General features: G+C 66.2%; 14 protein-coding genes. 6 read left to right on the top strand and 8 right to left on the bottom strand.

Annotated features, from left to right (window positions below):
- Positions 1 to 2: 2 nt before the first annotated feature.
- Complete coding sequence (locus tag I8N54_RS04235; protein ID WP_140193762.1) at positions 3 to 665, bottom strand: DUF1028 domain-containing protein; 663 nt, start codon at positions 663 to 665, stop codon at positions 3 to 5.
- Positions 666 to 763: 98 nt separating this feature from the next.
- Between I8N54_RS04235 and I8N54_RS04230 the strand changes: the two genes are divergently transcribed.
- The 4 genes from I8N54_RS04230 to I8N54_RS04215 all read left to right on the top strand — a co-directional run bounded on the left by I8N54_RS04230 (position 764) and on the right by I8N54_RS04215 (position 6,195).
- The gene (locus I8N54_RS04230) at positions 764 to 2,341 is read left to right on the top strand and encodes an ABC transporter substrate-binding protein (RefSeq protein ID WP_140193763.1); all 1,578 of its coding nucleotides are present in this window, start codon (positions 764 to 766) and stop codon (positions 2,339 to 2,341) included.
- A 61-nt stretch (positions 2,342 to 2,402) separates the two neighbouring features.
- Positions 2,403 to 3,356: an ABC transporter permease gene (locus I8N54_RS04225; RefSeq protein WP_140193764.1), complete on the top strand. Its 954-nt coding sequence runs from the start codon at positions 2,403 to 2,405 to the stop codon at positions 3,354 to 3,356.
- Complete coding sequence (locus I8N54_RS04220) at positions 3,353 to 5,236, top strand: dipeptide/oligopeptide/nickel ABC transporter permease/ATP-binding protein (RefSeq protein ID WP_140193765.1); 1,884 nt, start codon at positions 3,353 to 3,355, stop codon at positions 5,234 to 5,236. Before I8N54_RS04225 ends, I8N54_RS04220 begins: the two co-directional genes overlap by 4 nt.
- A complete protein-coding gene (locus tag I8N54_RS04215) occupies positions 5,233 to 6,195 on the top strand; it encodes an ABC transporter ATP-binding protein (RefSeq protein WP_140193766.1) in 963 nt (320 codons plus the stop codon). The genes I8N54_RS04220 and I8N54_RS04215 overlap by 4 nt, the downstream gene beginning before the upstream one ends.
- 98 nt (positions 6,196 to 6,293) lie before the next feature.
- Here the strand turns inward: I8N54_RS04215 and I8N54_RS04210 are convergent, their stop codons facing one another.
- The 6 genes from I8N54_RS04210 to I8N54_RS04185 are packed head-to-tail and all read right to left on the bottom strand — an operon-like array spanning position 6,294 to position 12,181.
- Positions 6,294 to 6,833, bottom strand: coding sequence for a sarcosine oxidase subunit gamma (locus tag I8N54_RS04210; RefSeq protein WP_140193767.1), 540 nt, complete (start codon positions 6,831 to 6,833; stop codon positions 6,294 to 6,296).
- Entirely contained in the window at positions 6,826 to 9,753 is a 2,928-nt protein-coding gene (locus I8N54_RS04205) for a sarcosine oxidase subunit alpha family protein (RefSeq protein WP_140193768.1), read from the bottom strand. Before I8N54_RS04205 ends, I8N54_RS04210 begins: the two co-directional genes overlap by 8 nt.
- Complete coding sequence (locus tag I8N54_RS04200) at positions 9,750 to 10,007, bottom strand: sarcosine oxidase subunit delta (protein WP_140193769.1); 258 nt, start codon at positions 10,005 to 10,007, stop codon at positions 9,750 to 9,752. Before I8N54_RS04200 ends, I8N54_RS04205 begins: the two co-directional genes overlap by 4 nt.
- A 3-nt stretch (positions 10,008 to 10,010) precedes the next feature.
- Positions 10,011 to 10,457: a hypothetical protein gene (locus I8N54_RS04195; RefSeq protein WP_140193770.1), complete on the bottom strand. Its 447-nt coding sequence runs from the start codon at positions 10,455 to 10,457 to the stop codon at positions 10,011 to 10,013.
- A 1-nt stretch (position 10,458) separates the two neighbouring features.
- On the bottom strand, positions 10,459 to 10,950 hold the full coding sequence (locus I8N54_RS04190; protein WP_140193771.1) for a hypothetical protein: 492 nt from the start codon (positions 10,948 to 10,950) through the stop codon (positions 10,459 to 10,461).
- Positions 10,928 to 12,181: a sarcosine oxidase subunit beta family protein gene (locus I8N54_RS04185; protein ID WP_140193772.1), complete on the bottom strand. Its 1,254-nt coding sequence runs from the start codon at positions 12,179 to 12,181 to the stop codon at positions 10,928 to 10,930. Before I8N54_RS04185 ends, I8N54_RS04190 begins: the two co-directional genes overlap by 23 nt.
- A gap of 296 nt (positions 12,182 to 12,477) precedes the next feature.
- Between I8N54_RS04185 and I8N54_RS04180 the strand changes: the two genes are divergently transcribed.
- The gene (locus tag I8N54_RS04180; protein ID WP_140193773.1) at positions 12,478 to 13,668 is read left to right on the top strand and encodes a Shedu immune nuclease family protein; all 1,191 of its coding nucleotides are present in this window, start codon (positions 12,478 to 12,480) and stop codon (positions 13,666 to 13,668) included.
- A gap of 155 nt (positions 13,669 to 13,823) precedes the next feature.
- Here the strand turns inward: I8N54_RS04180 and I8N54_RS04175 are convergent, their stop codons facing one another.
- Positions 13,824 to 14,324 (bottom strand): type III secretion system chaperone family protein, encoded by a 501-nt coding sequence (locus I8N54_RS04175; RefSeq protein WP_140193774.1) that lies wholly within the window; start codon positions 14,322 to 14,324, stop codon positions 13,824 to 13,826.
- Positions 14,325 to 14,646: 322 nt separating this feature from the next.
- Between I8N54_RS04175 and I8N54_RS04170 the strand changes: the two genes are divergently transcribed.
- Positions 14,647 to 15,678 carry a M42 family metallopeptidase gene (locus I8N54_RS04170; protein WP_140193775.1) on the top strand — a complete coding sequence of 344 codons (1,032 nt, stop codon included), beginning with the start codon at positions 14,647 to 14,649 and terminating at the stop codon, positions 15,676 to 15,678.
- Positions 15,679 to 15,691 lie beyond the last annotated feature (13 nt).

Here is a 15,691-nt window from a genome sequence, read left to right as displayed (position 1 = left end):
GCTCAGCCCGGCGCGCGATCCGGCGCGTTGAGAGTCGGCACGAGGTCTAGCCAGTCGGCATAGGGCGAGGATTGCGACCGGCGGTAGAGATCCTGCAGCGCCGCGAGCGGCGTTTCGGAATGGTCGATGCGCAAGGTGAGCGGCGCCATGTCCGGCCCGACCACCAGCAGCGCGGCGGACAGCAGGCCGCGGCTGTCGCCGCCGGCACGCTCCGCCGCCGTCAGCGCGGCGAGCAACCGTTCGGCATGAGCACCCCGCGCGTCGAGGTATCCCTCGATGCAGGCGTCGAGAACGGCCTCTCCCGACAGCATGTTTCCCGAAACGACCACGTTTTCGGCAGCCCGCGCCCCTGCGGTGGCGACGCTGTCGGCACCGGTGAAATGGCCGACGCCGCCTGAGGGGTCGAGCGCGGCCATCTGGCGATGCCCTCGCCCCGAATCGGCGCCCGTCAAGCGGGCAACCGCGTCCGCGGCAGAGGTGCCGCCACGCATCAACTCGAGCGAGCGCGTCCCCCAGAGCGTGCTCGGCGCCGATCCTTGCGAGGCGGAGAGACCTGATTCGGCGTCGCCTCTCAGGACCCAGCCGCCGACGCACAGCGAGCCGGTGCAGGCTGCCCCGCCGTATGTGCCTGTTTTCGCGTCATAGGTGAGGATTGAAATGGTCACCCGGACCCTCCATCGAAACCAGTCTTGAATTTATCATGAAGATTTGCCCTCATTCAATGAAGCAAAAAACCAAGATCATACCCAGCGGAGGTTACCGAATGACCCTATTCAAATGGACGCGCCGCGCGCTGATGGCCACCGGAATGGCCTCGGCCATCGCTCTCGCCGCCGGTGCGCCCGCGATCGCACAGACGCCTCCGGGTGTGCTGGTCGTCGGCCAGATCGCCGAGCCGAAGTCGCTCGATCCGCAGGCGGTGACCGCGGCGAACGACTTCCGCATCCTCGTCAACGTCTACGACGGGCTCGTCGGCTACGAGAGCGGCACGCTCAACATCGAGCCCAAGCTCGCCACCGATTGGGAGATCAGCGAGGACGGGCTGGAGTACACTTTCAACCTGCGCGAGGGCGTGACCTTTCACGACGGCACTCCGTTCAACGCCGAGGCCGTGGTCTTCACCTTCGAGCGGATGCTGAACGAGGATCACCCCTACGCCGACACCGGCCCGTTCCCGCTCGCCTTCTACTTCTCGGCGGTCGACAGCGTCGAGGCCGTGGACGACCTGACCGTGAAGTTCACCCTGAACGAGCCCTTCGCGCCCTTCATGTCGAACCTCGCCTCGCCCACCGGCGCCATCGTCTCGCCCACTGCGGTCGAGGAGAACGGCGCGGACTTCGGCCGCAACCCGGTCGGCACCGGCCCCTTCACCTTCATCGAATGGCAGTCGAACGAGGCGGTCGTCGTCGAGGCAAACCCCGACTACTGGAACGGCGCGCCGGAGCTGCAGGCCGTGGTGTTCCGCCCGCTGACCGACGCCAACACCCGCGTCGCCGAGATGCTGTCGGGCGGGATCGACGTGATGGTCGAGGTTCCGCCGAACTCGCTCGGCGAGTTCCAGGACGACACGTACGACATCTACGAGGCGGCCGGCCCGCACCTGTGGTTCCTCATCCTGAACCTGAAGGAAGGCCCCTTTACCGAGCAGGCCGTCCGGCAGGCCGCGAACTACGCGATCAACAAGGAATCGCTGGTCGAGGACATCCTCGAAGGCACCGCCCAGGTCGCGGCGGGCCCGACTCCGCCGGCGTTCGGCTGGGCCTACAACGAAGAACTGCAGCCCTACGCCTACGATCCCGACAAGGCGCGTGAGCTGCTCGCCGAGGCCGGAATGGAGAATCCCGAAGTCACCTTCTACGTGACCGAGGGCGGGTCCGGCATGCTCGACCCGATCGCCATGGGCACCGCCATCCAGGCGGACCTCGAGGCCGTCGGCTTCGACGTCAACATCGAGACCTACGAGTGGAACACCTTCCTCGGCGAAGTGAATCCGGGGCTCGAGGGCAAGGCCGACATGGCCGAAATGGCGTGGATGACGACCGACCCCGACACCCTGCCCTTCCTCGCGCTGCGGTCCGAAGCCTGGCCGGACCAGGGCGGCTTCAACTCGGGCTACTACTCCAACCCCGAGGTCGACGAGCTTCTGAACGAGGCCCGCGTCGCGACCAGCCAGGACGAGCGCGCGGACCTCTACAAGCAGATGCAGCAGATCGTCTACGACGACGCACCGTGGGTCTTCGTGGCCAACTGGGTGCAGAACGCCGTCGCCAGCGATCGTGTCGGCAACTTCGAACTGCAGCCCTCCTTCTACCTCCTCCTCGAGGACGTGACGAAGGAATGAGCCATTCGAGGAGGCCGGCGCGGGCCGGCCTCCTCCCACCTTCCACACCGAGGAGACCTCCGTGGGAAGCTATATCCTGAAACGTCTCGTCTCTGCCGTGCCGGTCATCCTCGGGCTGACGATCATCGTCTTCCTCATCATGGCGATGATCCCCGGCGATCCGGCCACCGCGATCCTCGGCTCCTACGCGACGCCAGAGAACGTGGAGCGGATCAACCGCAACCTCGGCCTCGATAAGCCACTGGTCACGCGGTATTTCATCTGGCTCGGCAACATGCTGACCGGCGATTTCGGGCGCAGCTTCTCGCTCAACCGGCCGGTGCTGGACGAGGTGTGGGAGCGGTTCAGCGCGACGCTGCTGCTGGCAGGCGCCTCCTTCATCCTGTGTTCGATCCTCGGCGTGGCGGCGGGCGTCGTCTCTGCCGCGCGTCAGTACGGGACGGCGGACAAGGCGATCACCTTCGCGGTGTTGATCGGGATCTCCATCCCGTCCTTCTTCCTTGGCATGATGATGGTGCTGATCTTCGGCGTCTCGCTCGGCTGGTTTCCGACCTCGGGGATGTCCGGCCTCGCCTATCTCGGGGGCGGCGGTTTCTGGGACGTCGCGCACCACCTCGTTCTGCCCGCCGTGTCGCTGGCGCTGGTCGCGCTCGGCGTGATCGCGCGACTGTCGCGTTCGGCCATGCTTGAGGTGCTGCGACAGGATTTCATCCGCACCGCCCGCGCCAAGGGCGTGAACGAGCGCAACGTCGTGTGGCGGCACGCGCTGAAGGCGGCGATGGTCACGATCATTCCCGTGCTCGGCCTGCAGGCGGGCTTCGTCCTGTCGGGCGCCGTCTATATCGAGAAGGTCTTCGAATGGCCCGGCGTGGGCCGGATGCTGGTCGACGCGATCCTCACCCGCGACCTGCTCCTGGTGCAGGGCGGCGTGGTCCTCGTCGCGACGCTCTACGTGCTCTTCAACATCGTCGTCGACGTGATTCAGGCGATGATCGACCCGAGGATCCAGACATGAAGACGCTGCAGCTGATCGCCCGCAACCGTCTGGCGCTGGCCGGCGGCATCATCCTGATCCTTGTCGTTGTCCTCGCGCTCATCACGCCGCTGCTGCCGCTGAAAGCGCCGAACGCGACCGATCCGGCGAACAAGAACGCCTTCTTCGGAGAGTCCGGCTATCTCCTCGGCAGCGACCACCTCGGGCGGGATATCCTGTCGCGGCTCCTTTGGGGGACACGGGTGAGCCTCGCCATCGGCTTCATCTCGGCCGTGATCGCGGCGGTCGTCGGCGCGGCGATCGGCATCATCGCGGGCTATGCCGGCGGACGGACAGACAACCTGCTGATGCGCGCGATCGACATGATCATGGGCTTTCCCTACATCCTGCTGGCACTGGCCATCGTCGCCGCGCTCGGGCCCGGCCTTATGAACGCGCTGATCGCCGTCGCCGCGGTGAACGTGCCCTTCTTCGCGCGCAACATCCGGGGCGTGACCGTGGGCCTCGCCCACAAGGAATTCGTCGACGCCGCCCGCCTTGCAGGCATGAGCCACGCGCGCATCATCCTGTTCGAGATCCTCCCCAACGTCGTGCCGGTGATCGTCGTCGCGGCCTCGACCACGGTCGGATGGATGATCCTCGAGACCGCCGGCCTGTCGTTCCTCGGCCTCGGTTCGCAGCCGCCCGACAGCGATCTCGGCTCGATGCTGGGTCTGGCGAAGGACAGCCTGATCTCCGACCCGCATGTCAGCTATCCGCCGGGCCTGATGATCCTCATCATCGTGATGTCGATCAACCTGCTCGGCGACGGCATCCGCGACGCGCTCGACCCGCGCCTGCGCTCGGGCGCGCTGTCGCGGCCGATGGCCGCCACCACGGTGGAGCGCAAGGCGCCCGCGCCGGAGCCGCGCGAGAGCGGCGTGCTGACGCTGACCGACATCGAAACACAGTTCCACGTCGGCAAGCGCGTCTTCAAGGCGGTGAACGAGGTCTCGCTCCATGTCGCGCCGGGCGAGTGCCTCGGCCTGATCGGCGAATCCGGCTCCGGCAAGTCGGTGACGGCGCTGTCGGTCATGGGCCTCGTCGCCTCTCCGCCGGGTGTGATCACCGGCGGCTCGGCCCGCTACAAGGACGAGGAGCTGATCGGCGCGGACTACGGCAAGCTGCGCTCGTTGCGCGGCGACCGGGTCGCCTACATCTTCCAGGACCCGCTCGCCACGCTCCATCCGCTCTACAAGGTCGGCGATCAGCTGATCGAGGCGATCAAGGTGCATCACGGTATCGGTCGGGGCGAAGCCCGCAAGCGGGCGATCCAGCTGCTGAAGGACGTGAGAATTCCGAATGCCGAGAGCCGGATCGACACCTACCCGCACGAGATGTCGGGCGGCATGCGCCAGCGGGTCGGCATCGCCATGGCGCTCGCGAACGATCCCGACGTCATCATCGCCGACGAGCCGACGACCGCGCTCGACGTCACGGTGCAGGCGCAGATCCTGTCGCTGCTGTCGGACCTGCGGAAATCGCGCGGGCTCGCCATCATCTTCATCACCCATGACTTCGGCGTCGTGGCGCAGCTCTGCGACCGGGCGGCGGTGATGTATGCCGGGCGGATCGTCGAGGAAGGCACCACCGACCAGATCCTCAACAACCCGCGCCATCCCTACACCGCCCGCCTCATGGCCTGCGTGCCGGAACTGGGCGAGGGCAAGCGGCGGCTCGAGGCGATCCCCGGCCTGCCACCGGCCGTCGACAAGTTGCCCGAGGGCTGCGCCTTCGCCGACCGCTGCCACAAGGTGCAGGCGGATTGCCGGTCGGGAGAGATCCCGCTGGCGAAGGTCGGAAACCACCGCGCCCGCTGCCTGCATCCCGTCGAACGCCAGGCCACGGAGGCCGCCCAATGACCGCCGCGCTCAAGCTGACCGACCTCAAGAAGACCTTCGCCGTGGGCAAGTCCCTGTTCGGCGCGGCCAAGGGCCATGTCCACGCCGTTCACCCCGTGAACATCACCGTCGAGAAGGGCGAGACGCTCGGCATCGTCGGCGAGTCCGGCTGCGGCAAATCCACCCTTGCGCGGATGCTGGTCGGGCTGCTGCCGCCGACCGGCGGCACGGTGGAGATCGACGGCCAGGCGCTCGACAATGCCGACCCGGCGGTCTTCGGCAAGCGCATCCAATATGTCTTCCAGGACCCGATCTCCTCGCTGAACCCGAGGAAGACGATCCGCCAGATCATGGAGGCACCGCTGAAGCGGCTGCACGGGATGCCGAAGGCCGAGCGGCAGAAGCGCATCGCCGAGATCTTCGACAGCGTGAACCTGCGGGAAGAATTCCTGGACCGCTATCCGCACGAGTTCTCCGGCGGACAGGCGCAGCGGATCGGCATCGCGCGTGCGCTCGCCGCGCAGGCCTCGATCCTGATCCTGGATGAGCCGGTCTCCGCGCTCGACGTATCGGTGCAGGCGCAGGTGCTGAACCTGCTGGCGGACCTCAAGACGGAGTTCGACCTCACCTACCTGTTCATTTCCCACGACCTCGCCGTGGTGGAGGCGGTCTGCGACCGGATCGCGGTGCTCTACTTCGGGTCGGTGGTGGAACTGGGCCGGGCGGAGGACATCTTCCGCGCGCCCCGGCATCCCTACACCAAGCTCCTGGCGGATTCCGCGCCGGTCGTGGGGCGGGAGTTGAAAGCGCCCGAGGGTCGGGAGACTGAACTTCCCGACCCGCTCAACCCGCCGTCGGGCTGCGCCTTCCGCAAGCGCTGCCCCCGCGCGACGGAGAAATGCGCCGAGGAGGTGCCGACGCTGGAAACCGCGACCTTCGGCACCCAGCAGGCGGCCTGTTTCCACCCGCTGGAGGGCTGAGCGTTTCCCTGGTCTGGATCGCCGCGCCTTCGGCGCGTCGATCCGCCGGGGCTCTGCCCCGGACCCCGGAGGTATTTGCGGCCAGATGAGAGAGCGGGTCAGGCGCGGCGCGCGGCGAGGTGCCTCGCGGCGTGGCTGAGCTCTTCGGCGAGGGTGCCGGCCATCGAGCGGAACACCATGATCTCGATCCCGTTTTCCACCGCGGTGACGCTGGCGGTCATGTGTCCGACGAGCGTGCGCGCGGTGGTGCCCGTCGGGAACGCGGACGGGCGCAGGTCGACGGGCACAAGACGGGACAGCAGTTCCGCCGCATCGGGGCCGCTCACCGCGCAGATCGCGAAGGCGTCGGACTGGTCGGTGACGGCTGCGTGGGCGATGGCCGGCAGGTCGGCAGCGAAGACCAGCGCCTGGCCCGGCGCAACCCAGATCGCGCGGGCGTCGCGTCCTTCGGTCACCTGTCCGGGCGCGGGGAAGGCGAGCGACAGTCCGGTGCCGAGCGCGCGTCCGACTCCGGCCTCCTGACCGGCAAAGGTCGCGACAAGGTGGACCGGACCGGGGACGACTTCTTCCACCAGCACCGTGCCGATGGTGATCGGCAGCAGCCCCTCGAACGGGGTGCGGGACCGGAGCCTAGCCACGGGCGCGCCCTCCCTCGGGATCGTAGAACACCGGGTCGCAGACTTCGCACAGGGCTTCGATACCGCGCAGGTGATCGACAAGCTTCACATGTTCGCCATGCCGCGCCCGCCCGTCGCGCAGCAGGGCGAGCGCGATGCCGGTGTCGAGCGTCGGCGAGTAGCAGGCCGAGGTGACGTTGCCCTCCGCACTGTCGCTGACCGGCTCCGCCCCGGGCGCGAACAGGTAGGCGCCGGCAGTGAGCTGGCGCACGGCCCCGGCGGCGCGCAGACCGACAAGTTGATCCCGGTCCGGGCCGGTGAGGCCCGGGCGGCTCGCCGCGGCGCGTCCGACGTAGTCCTTCTTGGTGGAACACATCCGCTCCATCCCGAGGTCGAAGGCGGTGGTGCGGCCGTCGAGCTCCGCATGGGTGAGGAAGCCCTTCTCGATCCGGAGCACGTTCAGCGCCTCCATCCCGTAGGCGCCGCCGCCGAGTCCCTCCGCCAGCGCGACGAGCATTCGGTAGACGGCGGCCCCGTAGCGCGCGGGCACGGCCAGTTCGTAGCCGAGTTCGCCCGAGAAGGTGATCCGGAACAGCCGCGCCCTGACGCCGGAGACGGTGACCGGCGCCCATGCCATGAAAGCAGGGTCAGCGGGCGCGTCGAGCAGCCCGTCGAGCAGCTTCTTCGACCGCGGGCCGGCGACGGCGAACTGCGCCCATTGCTCGGTCACGCTGGCATGGCGCACCGACAGGTCGGGGCGCAGCACCTGCGCGACGTAGTCGAAGTGGCGCATCACCTGTCCCGCCGCGGCGGTGGTCGTGGTCACGAGGTAGTGGTCCGCCCCCAACCGCGCGGCGGTGCCGTCATCCATGACGAAACCGTCCTCGCGCAGCATCGCGCCGTAGCGGACACGACCCTCGGCAAGGGTCGAGAAGGTGCCGGTGTAGACGTAATCGAGGAACGCGCCCGCATCCGGCCCCTGAACGTCGATCTTGCCCAGTGTCGAGACGTCGGTCACGCCGACCGCATTGCGGACCATCGCGACTTCGCGGTCGCAGCTCTGGCGCCAGGTCTTCTCGTCCCTGAGCGGAAAGTAGGAGGGGCGATACCAGAGCCCCGCCTCGATCATCGGCGCGCCTTTCTGGACGCTCGCCTCGTGCGAGGTCGTCAGTCGCCGGGGCGCGAAGCCCTGCCCCTGACCGCCGGCGCCCATCGCGGCGATGGAGACGGGCGAGAATGGCGGGCGGTAGGTCGTGGTGCCGGTCTCGGGGATCGAGCGGTCGGTGACGTGGGCGAGGATGGCGAGCGCGGCGACGTTGCTGCTCTTGCCCTGATCGGTGGCCATGCCCTGCGTCGTGTAGCGCTTCATGTGCTCGACCGAGCGAAAGCCTTCTTTCGCAGCCTGCTCCACGTCCTTCACGGTCACGTCGTTCTGGAAGTCGAGCCATGCCCGCCCCTCGCCCGCGACGCGCCAGAAGGGGCGGATGGCATAGGCGCCGTCCTCGGCCTTCGGGACCTCGACGTCGCGCGCCGACAGGCCGAGCTCGCCCAGCGCGGAGAGCGCCGCCTTCACCCCGTCCTCGAGGCAACCGGCGGTGGAGAAGATGCCGCGCGCGGCGCCCGCGACCGCGAGGCCCGGCACCGCGCCCTCCGGCGGGACGTGGGCAGCGATCTGGCCCGACCAGGCGGGCCGAGCGCCCCTGTGGCAGGTCAGGTGCAGCGACGGGTTCCAGCCGCCCGACAGGGCGAGGCAATCGGTCTTGAGCGTGCGCGCGCCGCTCTTGTGTTCGATCTCGATCTCCTCGAGCGCGTGGCGCCCGGCGGTGCCGGTGACCCGGCCCTTGATGAAGACTTCGTAGTCGGTCGACTCCGGCACACGCTCCCGATCGCGGGTGTCGATCACGCCGTTCACCTTCACCCCGGCGTCGAGCAGGTCCTTGGCGGTGCGGTGCGCGGCGTCGTTGTTGGCGAAGATCGTCACGTTCTGTCCCGGCGCGACGCCCCAGCGGTTGAGGTAGGCGCGCACGGCGGAGGCCATCATGATACCGGGCCGGTCGTTGTCGGCGAAGGCGATGTGCCGCTCCAGCGCGCCGGCGCAGAGCACTGCCCGGCTGGCAACGATCCGCCAGAAGCACTCCCGCACGAGGTCGGGCGCGGCAGGACGGTGCAGCCCGACCCGTTCGAGCGCGCCATAGGTGCCGTGATCGTAGACGCCTGTCACCGTGGTGCGGCTCATCAGGCGGACGTTGGGCATCCCGGCGAGTTCGTCGAGCAGCTCCGCCGCCCAGACGTGACCGGCGGTGCCGTCGACCTCCAGCGTCTCCGACAGGAGCCGGCCGCCCATCCGCGCGTCCTCGTCGGCGAGGATCACGTCCGCACCGGCGCGGGCGGCGGTCAGTGCGGCCATCAGCCCGGCAGGGCCGGCACCGATCACCAGCAGGTCACAGAAGGCGAAGGCCTTCTCGTAGGCCTCGTCATTTGGCTTGCCCGACAGCGCGCCAAGCCCGGCGGCGCGGCGGATCGCCGGCTCGTAGACCTTCTCCCAGAAGCTCTTCGGCCACATGAAGGTCTTGTAGTAGAAGCCTGCGCCGAAGAACGGCGACATTAGGTCGTTGATCGCCAGCGCGTCGCGCTTCAGCGAGGGCCAGGCGTTCTGGCTGCGGGCGGCGAGGCCGGGAAAGACCTCCTGCACCGTGGCGCGGACGTTGGGCACCTGGGCCGCGCCCTGCCCGACCGTGACGAGCGCGTTCGGCTCTTCCGAGCCGGCGGTCAGCACGCCGCGCGGGCGGTGATACTTGAAGGACCGCGCAACGAGGCGGACGTCGTTGGCCAGCAGCGCGGCGGCGAGCGTGTCGCCCTCGCGGGCCTCGAAGCTCTGTCCGTCGAAGCTGAAGGGGACGGCCTTGGCGTCGCCGTAGATGCCCTTGCCTGCGACCCTCACGAGGGCCGCCCCGCCGAGGCGGCAGCGGAGCCGATCACCGCATGGCTGACGGTGTCACGCCGCACGCTGACCCAGGTGCCGCAGGGGTCGTGATACCAGAGTTCCGTCAGCTCACCCGCCGGATTGTCCCGCAGGTGCAGGTAGTCGTCCCATGCGTCCGACCATTCGGTGCCGCCCGGGGCTGCGAGATCGGCGCCCTTGTAGGTGAACTCGCGCCGGTCGCGGGCGCCGCAATGGGGACAGGGGATGCGCATGGGTCAGACGTTGGCGGAACAGGAATTCAGCGTGAACTCGGGGAACTGGGTGCCGTCGGTGCCCTGCGGGCGGACACGGAGCAGGACGCCTGCGCCGAACAGGACGTTGGCATCGACGCTGCGGCAGATCGCAACGCGCGAGGCGTTCTCCGCCTGCGCGCGGAACGCGGGTTCGCCCAGCGTCGTCAGGTCGGACTGGGTCAGCGGCACGCGGATGTCGGCGACGATCGTCTCGCGGTCCTGCTGGACCTGCAGCAGGTCGATGCCCGGCGCGACCGGGCCGATCATGCCGTTGAGTTCGGCCACCGCACCGGCGGACGCCGTGCAGGCCACAGGGTTGTCGCAACCGGTGGGATCGGCACCGCCGCCGAACCCGAAGCCGGAGAACCCGGCCTGGTCGCAGGCAGTCAGAAGAAGAAGGAGAGTGGGGATCAGGAAGTATTTTGTCATGTCATTGCATTCGGCACGCGCCGTCGCTGGCGCGGTAGAGGCGATAGGTTGTGGGCTCGTCGTACTCTCCCTCGGCCAGGGTCGTGGACCCGCCGCACCCTTCGGTGTCACCAATGGAGAAATGGCCCGTTCGGATCTCGAGGATGTCCCTGTCGATCCGGGTGATATCGAAGCTGCCGCCGTCGCACTCGACGCCGCAGCTCCAGGTGCCCTCGTATTCCCAGCAGATCGCGGACTGGTCGAGCGTCATGCCCCCGACCCCGTCCTCCGCCGCGCGGCCCCGGTCGAGGAACTGGGCGATCACGTAGGCATTCGTCTCGCTGTAGTCGGGCAGCAGGTCGAAGCCGATGCGGATCCACTTCACCGTCTGCGCGGGGTGGGACTTGATGTGGACATCGTCGTACTCGCGCACGTAGCAGCCCGCGGGCGTCTCGGCAGCGGCGGCCGTCACGCAGAGCAGCCCTGCGATGCTAGTGGAGATTATGCTGCGCACCGGTTCCCTCCTCGTCCATGAGGCCGATGCCGGTGTTGAACCGGTCCAGCCTGAATTTCTCGGCCGACTTGTGCGGCCGGCCCTGCGCGATCAGATGCGCGAAGCAGAAGCCGGAGGCCGGCACGGCCTTGAAGCCGCCGTAACACCAGCCGCAGTCGATGTAGAGCCCGTCGATCCCCGTCTTGTCGATGATCGGCGATCCGTCGGGGGTCATGTCCATGATGCCGCCCCAGCTGCGCAGCACCTTCGCTTTGCCGATCATCGGCATCAGCGTCATCGCGGCCTCCATCACGTGCTCGACGATCGGCAGGTTGCCGCGCTGCGCGTAGGAGGCATAGAAATCGAGGTCGCCACCGAAGACGAGGCCGCCCTTGTCGGACTGGCTGATGTAGAAGTGCCCCATGCCGAAGCTGACGACATGGTCGATCACCGGCTTCAGCCCTTCGGTCACGAAAGCCTGAAGCACATGGCTCTCGATCGGCAGGCGCATCCCCGCCATCGCCGCCACCTGGCCGGAGCGGCCCGCCGTGACGATGCCGACCTTTTTCGCCCGGATCGCGCCGCGGGTGGTCTGGACGCCCCGGACCTTGCCGCCTTCGATGTCGATGCCCGTGACCTCGCAGTTCTGGATCAGGTCGACGCCACGCTGATCGGCGCCGCGCGCATAGCCCCAGGCCACCGCGTCGTGCCGGGCGGTGCCGCCGCGAGGATGGTAGAGACCGCCCTGCACCGGGAAGCGGGCATTGTCGAAATCGAGGTAGGGCAGATGCGCGCGCACGCCCTCGCGGTCGAGCAGGATCGCGTCGTCGCCCTGGTTGATCATCGAGTTGCCGCGCCGCACGAAGGCGTCCCGCTGCCCGTCGCTGTGGAACAGGTTGATGAGCCCGCGCTGGCTGTGCATCACGTTGTAGTTCAGCTCGCCCTCGAGTCCTTCCCAGAGCTTGAGCGAATGGGAATAGAACTCCGAGTTCCCCGGCAGGTAGTAGTTGGCCCGCACGATCGTCGTGTTGCGGCCCACGTTGCCGCCGCCGAGATAACCCTTCTCGAGCACGGCGATGTTCTTCAGCCCGTGTTCCTTGGCGAGGTAGAAGGCGGTCGACAGGCCATGGCCGCCGCCGCCGATGATGACGATGTCGTACTCGGCCCTAGGCTCCGGGTCGCGCCACGCGCGCTCCCATCCCTTGTTGCCCGAGAGGGCTTCCCTGAAAATGCGCCAGCCCGAATAGGCCATCTGTCGCCCCTGCCCGTGTCCGGCGTCACGATAACGAGGTGCGGGGGGGAGGCAATGGCCGTTCGCGACACGTATGAGTGCTTTTTGGCCGGCTTGTCGGGTCCGTGGTTGATGGGGAGGTCGGGTGTGCGGGCTGAGCGGACGTTGGTGTACGCAAACTAGAAGTCGGCTTCATTACAGACGACGTCAGATCGCTGACCAGCACAGAAACCTAGTGTGGCGCATGTATCCTTTTCTTGCTTCGTTGCCCGCTAAGATTGTATCGCCCGCGACAAACGGGATTTCCGGAATGGTTCATGTCAGAAATTGATTTTGAGGAATTTGAGTATGCCAAAAATCGAGATCCAGATAAGCTCTATATATCGAAGGGTTTCAAGTACCCCGGCAAAGAAACCGTTTACAGGCGCGGCTGGAAAAGGTTCGAGGCTGGGCCGTTGAAAGAGCTTATCAAGGATGGTGGTGAGTTCGTTCTACATGAAACAGATACGGGCATCCAGCAGATTCAGGCTCGGTTTATCGAGGATGGGAGGAGAATTACCCATCTTCACATTCAGCGTTGGAGTACCAAAACCGGAAACCCCATAGGTGATCAGGTCGTGTTATATGGCGAGCAGGTTTCTAAGTTGTTAGAGTTTCTAAACAATATCCAGCGCTTGGAAATTCCTGAGTCTGGCAAATTCAACGTGAATGAGGCTGACTTGCGTTTGGTCCACATGCCGGACGCTGAAGCTCGCAAACTTCTTGAAGAACGGCCTGGACTCGTTGCCGAATTTGCACGTAGCCAGATTACCACCGAAGACGTGATTGCGCTCGCATATCGCCGCAAGGAGCTGAAAGCGTTCTCAGAAATGCTAGATTCTGGCGTGAGCATCTCGGAAAGTACTTGGCAAAACTTCTTTGAACGCAATCAGTGGATTTTTGGCTACGGCCTTAGCTACATCTTCACTACAGGGTTGGATGAGCGCAAACTTCAACAAACGATCCGTGGATCCAGTGTGGCTGGGCCGGGAAAGGTTCCAGACGGCATCATGAAGACCCGTGCCGCTGTTAGTGCACTTTGCCTTGTTGAAATCAAGAAAAGCGAAACCGGACTTTTAAAAGAGAACGAATACCGCCGTGGCACGTGGGCACCTTCTGCGGAACTAAGTGGTGCAGTGGCGCAATGCCAAGAGACGTTGCGTGCCGCTACTAATGAGTTAGACACATACCATCGCTTTTTCGACGAGCAAGGCAACCCGACCGGGGAAGAGTTGATGGCGGTTCAGCCTCGATCATTTCTAGTAGTCGGCAGCCTCGATCAGTTTAAGACCGAAAAAGGTGTGAACGCATCGCGTTATCAAGCTTTCGAGGGCTTCCGCCGGAATCTGCGCCAACCAAAAATCATCACCTTTGACGAGTTGTACGAACGAGCTCGGTTCATCGTTGAGCATACAGAAAATTCGGGGGTGTCTATCGAACCTCAGGACGAAGACGAGATTCTCTTTTAATGGCCACGTGTCCTGTAAAGCGGCTTGTGCAACGAGCTGCATCAAGCAAATAGGGCTCGAAGCGGTCATTGCGCCCCGAGCCCTATAGTGGTTCTCAAACTAACGCCTAGCGCAGAGGCAGGCCACCACTGCACCTCCCCGACGCACCTCCCCGCTCAGGCGGTGCCGTAGGCCTCGGCGATGGCGATCTGCACTGCGTCCTTGGGATCGCGATCGGCCCATGTGACCAGTTGGAACGCAGGGTAGAAGCGCTCGGCGGAGGTGACGGCGGCGCCGATCAGCGTGTCGATCTGCTCGGGGCCGGCGATCTGCTCGCCCGACAGGACGAGGCCGTAGCGCCAGACCATCAGCTTCTGCTCGGCCCAGTAGGTGAAGGCGCCCGACCAGCAGAGGTCGTTGGCATGGTTGAGCACTTCGTAGAGCGCCGGGATGCGGTGCTCGGGCGGCTCCATCTCGAAGGTGCAGATCAGGCGCAGCGTCTCGTCGAACGCCGACCAGGCGAGCGTGATCGAGTAGGTGCGCCACTGGCCCTCGACCGCCATCGCGATCTGGTCGTCGCCGATGCGATCGAACTCCCAGTCGTAATGCTCGGCGATATGCTCGACGAGGTCGATGGGATGAATGTCGTCGCTCGAAATGTGCTCGGTCAGCGCCATGTGGGCCTCCTGTATCTCCAGCGTGGGGCAAGATTGGCAGCGCCCCAAGCGCTAGATGGCTGCTCTAGGGAGGCGGTGCGTTGCCAGCCTCCTCACTACATATGGTGAGACTGGTTCGGCGGCCCTGTCCAGCAATTTCTTGTGGATGTCCACAGTATTTTGGGGTTTCGGGCCCTGACAGGCCGCGATCTGGTCGTCCGGCGACGCGAGCATTACGACAGGATGACGGGACGATGACAGCGGGTCCGTTGGGTCAAGCGGCCGGGGCTATTGAGCCTCCCTGCCCCGCGGTGCAGGATCGCGCGCGAAAGGAGCCCCTCCCATGAATACCGATCTTCTCAAGCGACTCTGCGAGACCCCCGGCGTGCCCGGCCACGAGGAGCGCGTCCGCGCGCTGATCGAGACCGAGATCGAGGGGCTCTTCGACGAGGTGAGCACCGACGCGATGGGCTCGCTCCACTGCGTGCGCAAGGCCGACAAGGACGGCGCGCCGAAAGTCATGATGCTCTGCCACATGGACGAGATCGGGTTCCTCGTGAACCACGTCTCCGACAAGGGCTTCGTCTACGTGCAGCCGGTCGGCGGCTTCGACCCGCGCAACCTGTTCTCGCGCCGGGTGCTGGTCTGCACGGCGGACGGCGACCTGAAGGCGGTGATGAACCCCGGCGGCAAACCGATCCACATCTCCGCCCCCGAAGATCGCAAGAAGGTCCCCGAAGTCGCGGACTTCTACATCGACACCGGGCTCGGCGCGGCGGCGAAAGACAAGGTCGAGGTGGGCGACTACGTCGTGATGGACGAACCGTTCCTCGAGATGGGCGAAAAGTTCGTCTCCAAGGCGCTCGACAACCGGGTGGCCTGCTGGCTCGGCATCGAGGCGGTCCGCGCGGCGGCGAAGGACAAGCGCGGCGCGGAGATCCACGTGGTCTTCACAACTCAAGAGGAAGTCGGCCTGCGTGGTGCACGCACGGCGGCGTTCAAGGTGCGGCCCGACATCGGGATCGGCATCGACGTCACGCTGTCCTGCGACACGCCCGGCGTGCCGGAGCAGGACCGCACCACGGTGCAGGGCGAGGGCTTCGGCCTTCATATCCGTGACGGGAGCTTCATCTCCGACAAGGGGCTGGTGGCCGAGATCGACGCGCTGGCGAAAGCCAAGGGCATCCCCTTCCAGCGCACGATGCTTCGCGCTGGCGGGCAGGACGGTGCGGCGGCGCAGCAGGCCGCGGCCGGGGCGAAGGCCTTCGGGATCACGGTCGGCACGCGCTACATCCACACCGTGACCGAGATGATCCACAAGTCCGACCTCGAAGCGGCGCGCGACATCCTCGCCGCCTATATCGAGTCCTTCTGAACGGCAGGCCCGG

Source organism: Pelagovum pacificum (assembly GCF_016134045.1).
Classification (GTDB): domain Bacteria; phylum Pseudomonadota; class Alphaproteobacteria; order Rhodobacterales; family Rhodobacteraceae; genus Oceanicola; species Oceanicola pacificus_A.
The sequence above is the reverse complement of the archived record's forward strand: the minus strand, read 5'-3'. Positions and strand labels throughout refer to the sequence as shown.